The sequence below is a fragment of the Methylobacterium sp. Leaf94 genome (assembly GCF_001426045.1).
Taxonomy (GTDB): domain Bacteria; phylum Pseudomonadota; class Alphaproteobacteria; order Rhizobiales; family Beijerinckiaceae; genus Methylobacterium.
Genome location: NZ_LMRM01000002.1, coordinates 1 through 13517, shown reverse-complemented (window position 1 = coordinate 13517; position 13517 = coordinate 1). Strand labels below are relative to the sequence as shown.

Here is a 13517-nt window from a genome sequence, read left to right as displayed (position 1 = left end):
CGGACTCCAGAGCCGCCGACGGCGTCAATCCTGGCACCGCCCGTGCCTCTGGATCCCGGGCTCCGCTGCGCGGCCCCGGGATGACGTGGTGTTGCGCGCGGGTATGTCCTCCGATCCCGGTTGGACTGAGACGACGGCCCTTCGGACAGCGAAACGCGTCTCTTTCCCCTTCGCGGGGAGAGGCGAGGCGTGGGGGTCGCTCCGCCAGTCCCCGCCCGTCGAGGGTCGCCCAACCACCCCCACCTCCAACTTCTCCCCGCAAGGGGGGAGCAGGGTTATGTCGAGCTTCCAGCCCTCACCCCCGGGGGTTCACCGTCATGTGCAACCCGTGCTCCGGGCGCAGGGTGACGCGGTGGAGCGGGACCACCGGGGCGTGGTCGTCGGCCAGGGTGAAACGGGCGGCGCGGGCGATGTGGGCCAGCACCACCACCGCCTCCTGCAGCGAGAAGTTCTGGCCGATGCAGACGCGGGGGCCGGCCCCGAACGGCAGGTAGGCGAAGCGCGGGATCGCGGCCCGGGCCTCGGGCAGGAAGCGCTCGGGCATGAAGGCGTCCGGCTCCTGCCACAGGGTCCGGTGGCGGTGGAGCACGTAGGGCGCCACCATCACCAAAGAGCCCTTGGGAATCTTGATGCGGCCGATCCGGTCCTCCGCGATGGCCTGCCGGCTCAGGAACGGCACCGGCGGGAAGAGCCGCATGGTCTCTTCCATCACGGCCCTGGTGTAGGGCAGCGCATCGGCGTCGAAGTCCTGGTCCGCCGGCACGGCATCGACCTCCGCCTCGATCCGCGCCTGGGCGGCGGGGTCCTGCGACAGGCAGTAGAGGGCCCAGGTCAGGGCGTTGGCGGTGGTCTCGTGGCCGGCCGCGATGAAGGTGACGATGTTGGCCTTCACCTCGAGGTCGGTGAGGCCCTTCCCCGTTTCCGGGTCCTGCGCCTTCAGGAGAAGCGTCAGCAGGTCGGCCGGTGCGGTCCCCTGCGCGATCAGGGCGCGGCGACGGTCGATCAGTTCGTCCACCACCTCGGCGAAGAAGCGGATGGCGGGCCGCGCGCGCAGGCGACCGATGCGGGGCACGAATCCCGGCACCCCGAACACGTCGAGGGGATCGATCGGCCCGACGGATTCGAGGAAGCGGGTGATCGCCCGGCCCAGGGCGTCAGGGTCGCTGGCGAGGCCGTGGGTGAAGATCGTCCGCTCCAACACGTCGAGGGTGACGCGGGTCATCTCCAGGGCGACGTCGATGCGGGTGCCGTCGCGGCGGGCCAGGCGGCGGGCGATGCGGGCGCCGGCGGCGTTCATGGCTCCGTTGAAGCCGAGCACGTGCCGGGCGGAGAAGATCGGCGCCAGAGTCCGGCGCTGCAGCTTCCATTCCTCGCCCTCGGCGGTGAGCAGCCCGTTGCCGAGGCCGGGGGCAAGGACCCGCCGTTGCAGGTCGTCCTTGCGGTAGTTGGCGGCGTTCTCGACGTAGAGGTAGCGGATCAGGGCCGGGTCGCTCACCACGGTGACGCGCCCGAGGGCGCCGTCGGCGGCCACCACCGGCTTCTCGAAATGCACGTCGAGCCAGGTCGTCAGCGGGTTGGCGCGGGCGGCCTTCAGGAAGCCGAACAGGCCCGGCTGCTCGCGCAGGGGTTTTGGGACCGCCGGGCGGAAGCGGACCGGCACGGGGGCATCGACAGGGGCTTCGACGCGGGCGGCGGCACTCGACATAAACGACAACTCCGGGCCCGGGCTGAGGGCTGACAAGCCATGACAATTCAGCGCCGGGCACACGGCCCTCTCGCGATGCGGCATCGCGGTTTGCTGGCGTGCAGTTTAAGTAGGGTCCGGATTGACCAGACGAAGAGGCCACGATGTCGCCCACCGAGACGCCCGCCACCCGCACCGAGTCCGACACCTTCGGCCCGATCGAGGTCCCGGCGCATCGCTACTGGGGCGCGCAGACGCAGCGCTCGATCCAGAACTTCAAGATCGGCACCGAGAAGATGCCCGCGCCTCTCGTCCACGCCCTCGGCATGGTCAAGCAGGCCGCCGCCCTGGTGAACCAGGACCTCGGCGCCCTCGACCCGAAGGTGGCCCAGGCCATCGCGGCTTCGGCGGCCGAGGTGGTCTCCGGCGAGCACGACCAGGAATTCCCCCTGGCGGTGTGGCAGACGGGCTCCGGCACCCAGTCGAACATGAACGCCAACGAGGTGATCGCCAGCCTCGCCAACGAGCTGCTCGGCGGCAAGCGCGGCGGCAAGTCTCCGGTCCACCCCAACGACCACGTCAATCGCGGCCAGTCCTCGAACGACGTCTTCCCGACGGCGATGCACATCGCGGTCTCGCGCGAGATCAACGACCGGCTGCTGCCGGCCCTGCAGCACCTGCACGACGCGCTCCAGGCGAAGTCCGAGGCGTTCGCCGCCATCGTGAAGATCGGCCGCACCCACCTGCAGGACGCCACCCCGGTCTCCCTCGGCCAGGAATTCTCCGGCTACGTGGCGCAGGTGGCGCTCGGCACCGAGCGCGTGAAGGCGACGCTGCCCGGCGTGCTGGCGCTGGCACAGGGCGGCACGGCGGTGGGCACCGGCCTCAACGCCCATCCGGACTTCGCCGAAAAATTCGCCGCGAAGGTCGCGGAGCTGACCGGCCTGCCCTTCACCTCGGCCGCCAACAAGTTCGAGGCCCTGGCCACCCACGATGCCCTGGTCTTCACGCAGGGCGCGCTCACGGCGCTGGCTTCCGGCCTGTTCAAGATCGCCCAGGACATCCGCTTCCTCGGCTCGGGCCCGCGCTCGGGCCTCGGCGAGCTCTCTCTGCCGGAGAACGAGCCCGGCTCGTCGATCATGCCCGGAAAGGTCAACCCGACCCAGTGCGAGGCGCTGACGATGGTCTGCGCCCAGGTGATCGGCAACGGCACCACGGTGAGCTTCGCCGGCAGCCAGGGCAATTTCGAGCTGAACGTGTTCAAGCCCGTCATCGCCAACGCGGTGCTGCAGTCGATCCGCATCCTCGCCGACGCGGCGGTGAGCTTCACCGACAACTGCGTCGTCGGCATCAAGGCCAACGAGGACAAGATCGCCGACCTGATGAGCCGCTCGCTCATGCTGGTGACCGCGCTCGCCCCCTCGATCGGCTACGACAAGGCCGCCGAGATCGCCAAGACCGCGCACAAGAATGGCACCACCCTCAAGGAGGAGGCCCTGCGCCTCGGCTACGTCACGGCCGAGGAGTTCGAGCGCGTGGTGCGCCCCGAGACGATGCTGGCGCCCGGCGCCGCCTAGAGGAGCCCACCGGCATGGCGGAGATCATCAACCTGCGTCAGGCCCGGAAGGACCGGGCGCGGGTGGAGCGGGAGGCGAAGGCCGCGGACAACCGCATCGCCTTCGGCCGCCCGAAGAAGGCCAGGACCCTGGCGGAGGCCAAGAAGGCCATCGAGGTCTCGCGCCACGAGGGCCACAAGCTCGTGGGGCCGGATTCGGAGGGGTGATGGGGGACGCGGCACGTGCCCCTCTCCCCTCTGCGGGAGAGGGTGCCTGCGGAGCAGGCGGGAGAGGGAGCGACCTTTCCGGATATGGCGCTCCCCTCTCCCGGTCGCTCCGCGACCACCCTCCCCCGCAGAGGGGGGAGGGTCGGGTGCCGGAATGACCACCGGCATCACCAAGCGCTCCGTGATGATCGCCGGCCACCGGACCAGCGTGTCCCTGGAGGACCCGTTCTGGGATGCCCTGCGGGAGATCGCAGGCGCGCGCGGCCAGTCCGTCCAGGCCCTGATCGGCGCCGTCGATGCCGGTCGGGAGGGTCAGAACCTCTCATCCGCCCTCCGGGTGTTCGTGCTGGCGAGCGTGCGTGATCGTGCCTGACGGCCGCGACGGGCTCGGGCGGCGAATGTCCTGCAGGCTGTAGGAGGCCGGCGCGCCGAAGGTCCGGCGGAAGGCGTTGGCGAAGTGCGCCTGGTCGGCGAACGCCGCCTCATGGGCGGCCCCGGTGAAGTTGGCGCCGCGGACGACGGCCGCGATGGCGCGGCGCATGCGCAGCCAGCCGCGATAGCGCCGGAACGGGACACCCATGGTCGCGCTGAAGAGGTGCTGCATCCGCGACGAGGACAGGGATGCCGCCGTGGCCAGCCGTCCCGCGCTCATCCACGCTTCCGGCCGGGCGCGCAGGTCGACGAGGACCTTCGCGATCCGGGGATCGACCGGCCGATCGACCCGCCGTGCCGCGAAGCCGGAAAGGTCGGCGATGGCCTCGCCCGCCCAATCGCAGGCGTCGCGCCGCTCGAAGAGCGACCGCAACGGGCCGACCTCCCCGCCCCTGCCCACCAGGGCGCTGCCGACCGCCTCGGCCGGACCCATCAGGCCCGTCAGGGCCCACGCCCCGGCATCGGGCTCGCGATAGAGGACGCCGAGGGGAGCGCCGGCGCAATCCAGCTCGTGCGGCATCCCCGCCGGAACGAAGGCCGTGCGGCAGGTGATCCACGCCCCCGGCGCGAAGCGGATGCGGAAGGCGTCGTAGAGCCCCGCGAGATAGACCGGGGCGCCGTGCTGGTGGCTGGCATTGTACGCGAGCGGCCCCGCGAAGAGCGTGTGCGCCCCCTCGACATGCCAGATCGGGAGGGGCGACGCGCCGGACGGCGCAGCACGTTCGTTCAAGCTGGCCCCCCTCCCGCCGCGATAGAGCGTTCGCGACCGGTCCCGCACACATCCTGACGGAATCGGCCCTCTCGGGAAACGTCCAGCGATGACCGAACTCACTCGCCGTCATCTCGCCGCGACCCTGGTCGCCGGCCTCGCCCTTCCGAGGGCCGCACGGGCGGGCATACCGACGCAAGCCCTGCCCCCGAGCCTCTCCGCCGGCCTGCGGCGGATCCGCCTCGGTGCCTTCACCGTCACCGCCCTGTGCGACGCCGACGCGGTCATCGACGGCCCCTGGCCGATCGTGGGCGAGGACCGTCCGAAGGCGGAGGTCGAGGCCCTGATGCGGGAGAACCGGCTTCCGCCGGACCGCTTCGAGCCCGGCTTCACGCCGATCCTGGTCCAGACCGGCCGCGAGACCGTCCTGTTCGACACCGGGAACGGGGCGGTGGGCTTCATCCCGCGCCCGGCCGGCGGGCAGCTGGCGCAGCGGGTGCGGCAGGCCGGCCTGTCGCCGGACGCGATCGACCTCGTGGTCCTGACGCATTGCCACACCGACCATATCGGCGGACTCTTGGAGGATGGGCGCCCGCTCTTCCCCAGGGCCAGCTACGTCATGGGCGACCGGGAATTCGCCTTCTGGAGGGACGACGATCGCCTGGCAGGCCCGCCGGACGGCAACGCGTACACGTCGGCCCGCGTCTTCCGCAGCCACCTGCTTCCCCTCGCCGAGCACATCCGCTTCGTGTCGCCGGGCCAGACGGTGGTGCCGGGCATCGACGCCGTGGCGGCCTTCGGCCACACGCCGGGCCACCTTGCCTTTAACGTGGAAAGCGAGGGCCAGCGCCTGCTGGTCTGGGGCGACTGCGCCCATCACGAGGTCGCCTCGCTGGCCCGGCCCGACTGGCACGCCCTGTTCGACATGGACAAGGCGGCCGGCGCCGCGACCCGACGGACGATCTACGACATGGCCGCCACCGACCGCGTCCTCGTCGCCGGCTACCACACCGCCTTCCCGTCGCTCGGATACGTCGTCCGCGACGGGCTCGGGTACCGCTGGATCCCGATGGCGAACCGGAGCGAGCGCTGACGCGCCTCTACTCCGCCGCCGCCATCGTCCGGTCCGGCAGCCCCTCCAGGGCCGCCGGCTTCGGGCCGCCGGTCGCCCAGTCCAAGAGCTCCGCCGTGTGGACGATCGGGATCGCCGTGCCCTTCCCGATCTGGGTGGCGCAGCCGATGTTGCCGGTGGCGATGACGTCGGGGCGCATCCGCTCGATGTTGGCGACCTTGCGGTCCCGCAGGCGGTTGGCGATCTCGGGCTGGAGGATGTTGTAGGTGCCGGCCGAGCCGCAGCAGATGTGGCCCTCGGGCACGTCCTTCACGGTGAAGCCCGCCGTCTTCAGGAGGTTCTTCGGCTCGGTGCGGATGCCCTGGCCGTGCTGCATCGAGCAGGCCGAGTGGTAGGCGACCACGAGGTCGGTCTCGACGATCGGCGGCATCAACCCGATGGTGGCCATGTACTCGGTGACGTCCTTGGCGATGGCGGACACGCGCTTCGCCTTCTCCGCGTAGGCCGGGTCCTCGCGGAACATGAAGCCGTAATCCTTGATCGTCGTGCCGCAGCCGGAGGCGGTGACGAGAATCGCGTCGAGCCCGGCGCCGTCCATCTCGGCGATCCAGGCGTCGATGGTGCGCTGGGCCTGGGCATGCGACGAATCCGCCTTGCCCATGTGGTGGGTCAAGGCGCCGCAGCAGCCCTCCCCCGCGGCCTGCACCACCTCGACCCCGTGCCGGGTCAGGAGCCGGATCGCCGCCTCGTTGAAATCGGGACGCAGCACGCTCTGGGCGCACCCGCGCAGCAAAGCCACGCGACCTCGACGCGACGGTGCGGTATACCCATGCAACGCCGCGCTCGCCTCCAGGGCCCGCGTCTCGGCCGGGAAGGTGCCGGGCCGGTCGGTGGGATTGCGGTTCGGCAGATGGGCCGGGGCGAGGTCGAGCATGGCCGCGAGGCGGTTGCCGACCCGCGGCAGGCGCGCCACCAGGGGCCGGAAGGGAGCACCGATCTTCGCCCCCAGCAGCGCCAGGCGGAAGCGGTTCGGGTAGGGCAGCACGAAGGCCAGCACGCTGCGGAGCAGCCGGTCGCTCAACGGACGCCGATAGGTTTCCTCGATATAGGTCCGCGCATGGTCGACGAGGTGCATGTAATGCACGCCCGAGGGGCAGGTCGTCATGCAGGACAGGCAGGACAGGCAGCGGTCGACATGCTTGACGACTTCCGGCACCGCCGGTTTTCCGCCTTCCAGCATGTCCTTGATCAGGTAGATCCGCCCGCGCGGGGAATCGAGTTCATCGCCGAGCAGGAGATAGGTCGGGCAGGTCGCGGTGCAGAACCCGCAATGCACGCAGGTCCGGAGGATCTTCTCGGACGCCGCCATGGCCGGATCGGCGAGCTGCGTCAGGCTGAAATTGGTCTGCACGGTGCGTCCTCGGGTCCACCCTCGTGCCGTCCATCGGGTCCGGCCCGCGTCGGCATCGTCGTTCTTGGTCCCTGCTGTTTAGAGGGTCTCGCGCCGGTTGCCGAGCCTTGGAATCGCTCCGAACAGCGCGCGCGTTGCGACCTCGCCCCGCACCGCCCCTCGCTTACAGACCGGCGTACATCCGCCCCGGATTGAACAGGCCATGGGGATCATGCGCCGCCTTGATGCCCGCGGTGATCCGCATCAGGGGCTCGGCCAATGGCTCGAAGACCGGCACGGCCGCCCGGACGGCATCGGGTGCCCGCACCAGGGTCGCATGCCCACCCTGTGCGCGCACGGCCGCCCGGACGACCTCGGCGCCGGCATCGCCCCCGGCATCCGTGGCGAGCCAGACCAGCCCACCGCCCCAGTCGTAGAACCAGCGGGCGTCGCGCTGGGCGCCGATCGCGGCGGTGACGGCGGGGCCGCGGGTCGGCGCAGTGGAGATGCGCCAGACCGCGGCACTCCGCGGCTCGGCGAAGCTCGCAGCGTCGCGGATGCGTGCCCAAAGCGCTGTCCCCGCCCCGCCCTCGACGATCTCGGGCTGGCCGAAGCGCTTGAGCAGGCGACGCAATTCGCCGAGACGATAATCGATCGACTCCGAGAAACCCTCGATCCGCATCAGCGTCCGCGCCGCCCCGCCTTCGATCCCGGCCGGCAGGTGAGCGGCTCCGGTCAGCTCGAAGGGCGAGCCCAGGGCCGCGCTCAAGGCCGCGATGGCGCGGGCATCGTCGAGGTCCGGGAACGCGAGTGTGGCGACCCGTTCCTGAACGGGGAGCACCTTGAACGTCACTTCCGTCAGCAGACCCAGGGTGCCCCAGGAGCCGGCCATCAGCTTCACCAGGTCGAGCCCGGTGACGTTCTTCATCACCCGCCCGCCCGACTTGATCGCCTGGCCCCGTCCGTTGATGAAGCGCACGCCGATCAGGCTGTCGCGGGCGGCGCCCGCGTTGATCCGGCGTGGTCCGGAATTGTTGGCCGCCGCGACGGCGCCGAAGGTCGGTTCGCCGGTCGTGCCCATCAGGGAGCGGTGGTCCATGGGCTCGAAGGGCAGCATCTGACCGCGCGCCGCGAGGAGGGCCTGAACCTCGGCCAGGGGCGTCCCGGCCCGGGCGGCGACGACCATCTCGGCGGGCTCATAGAGCGTGATGCCGGTCAGAGCCACGCTGGAGAGCGTCGCTTCGTCCTGGGCCGGTCGGCCGATCCCGGCCTTGGTCGCTCCGCCAACGAGACGAAGCTGCTCCGGGCTCCCGACCGCCCCGCGGACGATCTCGGCCGCGGCGCCCTCGTCGTGAGGCTCATATGTACGCATCGAATCCCACCCGATCCGGGGCACTCTGCGGCACCCTCGATCCTGTTCCTGTGGAGCCACCTTAGAGGAGGTTCACGCCGATGGCATCCGGTCAGGAACGGCTATTCGGCCGGTGCGGTCTCGGGTGGTGAACGGGTCAACCGCGCCGCCACGTGACCGCGCAGGCCCGCGATGTCGAAGAGCCAGACGAGCGCACCGTAGATCGCCATGCCGAGAGGCACGGAAAGCAGCAGCGCCCGTGTCGGCTCGATATGGCGCAGGGGTAACAGGCACAGTGCCATGGCGAGGGAGGCGATGCTGGCTGCCAGGATTTCCCACCAGGGCAGGTGCAGGCGCTGGGGTCCCGTGAGCGCACGCCAGGCCAGGATGAGGGTGGCGGCCCCGAGGCCGGCGGTCTGTGCGATCGCGACGCCCTCGGGACCGTACCGGGACGGCAGGAGCCACAGCCCGAGCCCGTTGAGGGCGAGCCCAACCAGAGCGGCGGCGATGACCGGGCGCGTGCGCCGACGAATCTGGAAGATCGGATTGAGGGCGAAGTTGGTCATCGCGAGGCAGAAGAAGCCCGGAACCATCAGCCCCGCATAAGCGGCGAAGGGGCCGCGGTAGGCCTCCGGCACCACCAGCGCCTCGAGGGCTGGGAGCACGGCCCAGAACCCGACCGCGCAGGGCAGAAGCAGCGCAACCACCACGCCGATATTGAGCCCGACCTGGCGCTCGGCCGCGGCACGCCCCTGTTCCTCCTCGACCCGGACCGCGAGCTGGAAGAGCAGCAGATCGAGGGCGGTCCCGAGGGTGCCGATGCTCCGGGTGGTGACATCGGCGGCGAGGGCGAAGTAGCCCGCCTCGGCGAGGCCCGCATGGGACGCGATGCTGCCCCGATTGAGGAACGGCAGCAGCTGGTAGATCGCGTTGGCCGCGATGAGGGGTAGGCCGTAGGCGACGAAGAGCCGCCAGGCTTCCCGCAGCTTCAGCCGTACGCGTGGAACGATCGGATCGCGCAGCGGTCGATACAGCAGCAGGATCGCGAAGGCTTGGCTGATCCCGGCCGCCGTCAGAACCCAGACGGGTTGGGGGAAGAACCAGGCGGCACCCGCCATCAGCACGAAGGCGAGGCCGTTCTTCACCGCGACGAGATTGAAGTACAGCCGGCCGTCGAAGCGCGCCCGGGCGAGCGCTGCGTGATAGTCGAACACGCCGATGCCCAATGCGGCGACCGCGGCGCCCGCTGTGATCGCCAGGCGGCTTCCCGCGTTGGGCTCGAGCGTGAAACCCAGTCCCGCGCAGATCAAGGCCGCCACGAAGAGACTGAGCGTGAGGGCCATGTAGGCCCGGTCCAAACCCTGCCGGATCCAGGGCTCGTCGATGCGGACCCGGGCTGAATAGAATCGTGTCGCGGACAGACGCAGCCACTCGAACAGGACGGTGTTGGCCACGATCGCACCGGCGGTCGCCAGAGCGAACAGACCGAACTCCGCTGGTCCCAGCAGCTTGGCGATGAGGAGGCCGAGGACGAAGTTCAGGCCGGCATTGAGGACGAAGGCAGCGATCACGGCCATGGCGCGACGGGTCATCCTCGGAGGCCGGCTGGACGGGGCATCGCCGCGCACAGCTCTAGCGCAGGAGGCCTGACAGTCCATTAACCGGTTACAACCAACCCCGGATGCGGAAGAAAACGATCGGAATGATGGCGCTTACGAGGATGAGCGCGAGGCCGTAGGGATAGCCGTAGGCCCATTCGAGTTCGGGCATGTGCTTGAAGTTCATTCCGTACATCGAAGCGATCAGGGTCGGCGGAATGCCGACCACCGATGCCACGGTGAGAACGCGGAAGGTGTTGTTCTGCTCGATGCTGATCAAGCCGAGGGTCGCGTCGAGAAGGAACTGGACGTTCTCGGAGAGCCGGATCTCGAACTCGTCGAGGGAGGCAATGTCGCGCCGCACGGCCTCGAAGCGCGGCACCTGTTCCTCGCCGAGGATATGCTCGCACTCGTTGGCCACGAAGGGCACGATCCGCTCCAGGCCGAGGAGGCTCGACCGGACCTTACCGAGGGTCTTCCCGCGGCGTCCGATGCCGCGCAGGATTCGGCGCAGCGCCAGGTCGCGCCGGCGCGGCGTGTGGTTGCGCAGCTTGGTGTCCCCGGCAGGCGCACCGCTGCGGACGTCGAAATCGAAGATCCGCGTGGACAACTCGTCGAGGTCGGCGCCCATGTCCTCGAGGGAATCGGCGAGGCTGTCGACGAGCTCCTCTATCAGGAGAAGGAAGATCTCGGTGGAGGTGGTGCCCGGCCCATCGCCGGTGTCGATGCGCTTCTTGACCTCCGCGAAAGCCCGCAATTCGTGGAAGCGCACGGTGACGAGGCGGTCCCGGGTCAGCACGAAGCCCAACGGCTTCAACTGCGTATCGAGCTTGTCGAAGGTGACCATCGGGGTTGAGAGTGAGAACCCGGTCTTCAAACGCCTCAGGCGGCTCGAATTCTCCACCTCGCTGAGGGCCTTGCGCGAAGGGACCCGGATGCCGGTGCAGGCCTCGACCCGTTCGGCCTCCTCGGCGCTCGGATCATCGAGATCGATCCATACGACCTCCGACGGATAGGCTGTCGCGGGCGCCTGTGCCTCGGGCTCGACCGCGCCCTGCGGACCATGAAGCTTGATCATCCGCGAAGGACTTTCCGGCGGCTTGTGGGATCGGGGGATGATCCTGTCGCCGGATCGTCGTCGGAGCCTGCGACAGTCTTGACTCGAACGGCTTCCGCGCCTAACTCGACGCCATCGTTAGCACTCACCCAAGGCGAGTGCTAACGGCCTGGGTTGAGCGCGCTGCCGCGCCGCATCAACGCCATCCATGAATTTGAAGCAAGAGGGCAGCTCATGAAGTTCCGTCCGCTGCACGACCGTGTCGTCGTCCGCCGCATCGAAGGCGAAGAGAAGACCAAGGGCGGCATCATCATCCCGGATACCGCCAAGGAGAAGCCGCAAGAGGGCGAGATCGTCGCCGTCGGTCCCGGCGCCCGCGATGAGGCCGGCCGGGTGAACCCGCTCGACGTCAAGGCCGGCGACCGCGTCCTGTTCGGCAAGTGGTCCGGCACCGAGGTCAAGATCGACGGTCAGGACCTCCTGATCATGAAGTTTCGGTTCTCCTCCCGTTCACGAGCCCTTCGAGGGTGCCGTCCGGCGCCTCGGGGCCCATCACTGACAAGGATCTGACATGGCAGCGAAAGAAGTCCGCTTCGCCTCCGACGCCCGCGAGAAGATGCTCCGTGGCGTCGACATCCTCGCCGACGCGGTGAAGGTCACGCTCGGCCCCAAGGGCCGCAACGTCGTCATCGAGAAGTCCTTCGGCGCCCCGCGCATCACCAAGGACGGCGTCACCGTCGCCAAGGAGATCGAGCTCGCCGACAAGTTCGAGAACATGGGCGCCCAGATGGTGCGCGAAGTGGCCTCCCACCGTTCTGGCGCAGGCCATCGTCCGCGAAGGCGCCAAGTACGTCGCCGCCGGCATGAACCCGATGGACCTGAAGCGCGGCATCGACCTCGCTACCACCGCCGCCGTGAAGGACATCACGAGCCGCGCCAAGAAGGTCGCCTCGTCCGAGGAAGTTGCCCAGGTCGGCACCATCTCGGCCAACGGCGACAAGGAAATCGGCGAGATGATCGCCCACGCCATGCAGAAGGTCGGCAACGAGGGTGTCATCACCGTCGAGGAGGCCAAGACGGCCGAGACCGAACTCGACGTCGTCGAGGGCATGCAGTTCGACCGCGGCTACCTCTCCCCGTACTTCATCACGAATGCGGAGAAGATGGTCGCCGAGCTCGAGGACCCCTACATCCTCATCCACGAGAAGAAGCTGTCTTCGCTCCAGGCGATGCTGCCGGTTCTCGAGGCCGTGGTGCAGACCGGCAAGCCGCTCGTCATCATCGCCGAGGACATCGAGGGCGAGGCGCTCGCTACGCTCGTGGTCAACAAGCTGCGCGGCGGCCTGAAGGTCGCGGCCGTCAAGGCTCCGGGCTTCGGCGATCGCCGCAAGGCCATGCTCGAGGACATCGCGATCCTGACCCAGGGTCAGATGATCGCCGAGGATCTCGGCATCAAGCTCGAGAACGTCACCCTCCCGATGCTCGGCCGCGCCAAGCGCATCCGCATCGAGAAGGAGACCACCACGATCATCGACGGTCTCGGCGAGAAGGCGGATATCGAAGCCCGCGTCGGCCAGATCAAGGCGCAGATCGAGGAGACCACCTCGGACTACGACCGTGAGAAGCTCCAGGAGCGTCTGGCCAAGCTCGCCGGCGGCGTCGCGGTCATCCGCGTCGGCGGCGCGACCGAGGTCGAGGTCAAGGAGAAGAAGGACCGCGTCGACGACGCGCTCAACGCCACCCGCGCTGCGGTGGAAGAGGGCATCGTCCCCGGCGGCGGTACCGCCCTCCTCCGTGCCCGTGAGGCCGTCCGTGCTCTCAAGAGCGACAACCCGGACGTCCAGGCCGGCATCAAGATCGTGCTGAAGGCCCTCGAGGCTCCGATCCGCCAGATCGCCGCGAATTCCGGCGTCGAGGGCTCGATCGTGGTCGGCAAGATCACCGACAACACGTCCTCGATCACCTTCGGCTTCAACGCCCAGACCGAAGAGTACGTCGACATGATCCAGGCCGGCATCGTCGACCCGGCCAAGGTCGTGCGCACCGCCCTGCAGGACGCCGCCTCCATCGCCGGCCTCCTCGTCACCACCGAAGCCATGATTGCCGATGCTCCGAAGAAGGACAGCGGCGCCCCGGCGATGCCGGGCGGCGGCGGCATGGGCGGCATGGACTTCTAAGGCGTCCAAACTTCACCTTATCGGAATGGGGGTCGCCGCGAGGCGGCCCCTTTTTTATCCGCGGCACAGCCATCGGCGGCCGAATAGTCGGGACAGCAGCAGGCGCGTCAGGCGGCCTTCTCTATTGGGTGTTTCAGGTCAAGAGGGATTATCGCCAACCTGCTCTCGTCCGTGTTGGCGGATCAATTCGTTCAGGGCGTCTTCGTCGGATTCAAGGCGTGTTGGCGGATCAATTCGTTCAGGGCGTCTTCGTCGGATTCAAGG

General features: G+C 69.1%; 11 protein-coding genes and 1 pseudogene. 6 read left to right on the top strand and 6 right to left on the bottom strand.

What is annotated here, in order from left to right; translation table 11 throughout:
* Positions 1-295 precede the first annotated feature (295 nt).
* Positions 296-1705 (bottom strand): cytochrome P450, encoded by a 1410-nt coding sequence (locus ASG63_RS01825; RefSeq protein WP_056211514.1) that lies wholly within the window; start codon positions 1703-1705, stop codon positions 296-298.
* 143 nt (positions 1706-1848) lie between these two features.
* Here ASG63_RS01825 and fumC point away from each other — a divergent pair, with 143 nt between their 5' ends.
* The 3 genes from fumC (at position 1849) to ASG63_RS01810 (ending at position 3840) form a co-directional block, all read left to right on the top strand.
* Positions 1849-3261 (top strand): class II fumarate hydratase, encoded by a 1413-nt coding sequence (gene fumC / locus ASG63_RS01820; RefSeq protein WP_056211512.1) that lies wholly within the window; start codon positions 1849-1851, stop codon positions 3259-3261.
* Between the two features lie 14 nt (positions 3262-3275).
* Positions 3276-3467 carry a DUF4169 family protein gene (locus tag ASG63_RS01815; RefSeq protein WP_056211509.1) on the top strand — a complete coding sequence of 64 codons (192 nt, stop codon included), beginning with the start codon at positions 3276-3278 and terminating at the stop codon, positions 3465-3467.
* Positions 3468-3621: 154 nt separating this feature from the next.
* Positions 3622-3840, top strand: a complete 219-nt coding sequence (locus ASG63_RS01810) for a ribbon-helix-helix domain-containing protein (protein ID WP_056211508.1) — start codon at positions 3622-3624, stop codon at positions 3838-3840.
* Here ASG63_RS01810 and ASG63_RS01805 read toward each other — a convergent pair.
* Positions 3790-4629 carry a helix-turn-helix domain-containing protein gene (locus ASG63_RS01805; protein ID WP_056211505.1) on the bottom strand — a complete coding sequence of 280 codons (840 nt, stop codon included), beginning with the start codon at positions 4627-4629 and terminating at the stop codon, positions 3790-3792. The genes ASG63_RS01810 and ASG63_RS01805 overlap by 51 nt on opposite strands.
* An 88-nt stretch (positions 4630-4717) precedes the next feature.
* On the opposite strand from ASG63_RS01805, the gene ASG63_RS01800 reads away from it, so the two are divergent.
* Entirely contained in the window at positions 4718-5701 is a 984-nt protein-coding gene (locus ASG63_RS01800) for an MBL fold metallo-hydrolase (RefSeq protein ID WP_056211503.1), read from the top strand.
* A gap of 7 nt (positions 5702-5708) precedes the next feature.
* Here the strand turns inward: ASG63_RS01800 and ASG63_RS01795 are convergent, their stop codons facing one another.
* From ASG63_RS01795 to ASG63_RS01780, 4 genes are all read right to left on the bottom strand, one after another.
* Positions 5709-7091, bottom strand: coding sequence for a heterodisulfide reductase-related iron-sulfur binding cluster (locus ASG63_RS01795; protein WP_056211501.1), 1383 nt, complete (start codon positions 7089-7091; stop codon positions 5709-5711).
* Positions 7092-7254: 163 nt separating this feature from the next.
* Positions 7255-8442: an FAD-binding protein gene (locus ASG63_RS01790; protein WP_056211498.1), complete on the bottom strand. Its 1188-nt coding sequence runs from the start codon at positions 8440-8442 to the stop codon at positions 7255-7257.
* 101 nt (positions 8443-8543) lie between these two features.
* Positions 8544-9998 (bottom strand): lipopolysaccharide biosynthesis protein, encoded by a 1455-nt coding sequence (locus ASG63_RS01785; protein ID WP_056211496.1) that lies wholly within the window; start codon positions 9996-9998, stop codon positions 8544-8546.
* A gap of 88 nt (positions 9999-10086) precedes the next feature.
* The gene (locus tag ASG63_RS01780; protein WP_056211494.1) at positions 10087-11097 is read right to left on the bottom strand and encodes a magnesium transporter CorA family protein; all 1011 of its coding nucleotides are present in this window, start codon (positions 11095-11097) and stop codon (positions 10087-10089) included.
* Positions 11098-11310: 213 nt separating this feature from the next.
* Here ASG63_RS01780 and ASG63_RS01775 point away from each other — a divergent pair, with 213 nt between their 5' ends.
* Together ASG63_RS01775 and groL are read left to right on the top strand one after the other, a co-directional pair.
* Positions 11311-11646 (top strand): co-chaperone GroES, encoded by a 336-nt coding sequence (locus tag ASG63_RS01775; RefSeq protein WP_244479789.1) that lies wholly within the window; start codon positions 11311-11313, stop codon positions 11644-11646.
* Between the two features lies 1 nt (position 11647).
* Positions 11648-13253, top strand: a pseudogene (gene groL, locus ASG63_RS01770) (chaperonin GroEL).
* Positions 13254-13517: the final 264 nt, after the last annotated feature.

Coding starts and splice junctions, on each gene's coding strand:
- ASG63_RS01825 (WP_056211514.1), bottom strand. CDS start 1,705: ATGTCGAGTGCCGCCGCCCGCGTCGAAGCCCCTGTCGATGCCCCCGTG.
- fumC (WP_056211512.1), top strand. CDS start 1,849: ATGTCGCCCACCGAGACGCCCGCCACCCGCACCGAGTCCGACACCTTC.
- ASG63_RS01815 (WP_056211509.1), top strand. CDS start 3,276: ATGGCGGAGATCATCAACCTGCGTCAGGCCCGGAAGGACCGGGCGCGG.
- ASG63_RS01810 (WP_056211508.1), top strand. CDS start 3,622: ATGACCACCGGCATCACCAAGCGCTCCGTGATGATCGCCGGCCACCGG.
- ASG63_RS01800 (WP_056211503.1), top strand. CDS start 4,718: ATGACCGAACTCACTCGCCGTCATCTCGCCGCGACCCTGGTCGCCGGC.
- ASG63_RS01790 (WP_056211498.1), bottom strand. CDS start 8,442: ATGCGTACATATGAGCCTCACGACGAGGGCGCCGCGGCCGAGATCGTC.
- ASG63_RS01785 (WP_056211496.1), bottom strand. CDS start 9,998: ATGGCCGTGATCGCTGCCTTCGTCCTCAATGCCGGCCTGAACTTCGTC.
- ASG63_RS01780 (WP_056211494.1), bottom strand. CDS start 11,097: ATGATCAAGCTTCATGGTCCGCAGGGCGCGGTCGAGCCCGAGGCACAG.
- ASG63_RS01775 (WP_244479789.1), top strand. CDS start 11,311: ATGAAGTTCCGTCCGCTGCACGACCGTGTCGTCGTCCGCCGCATCGAA.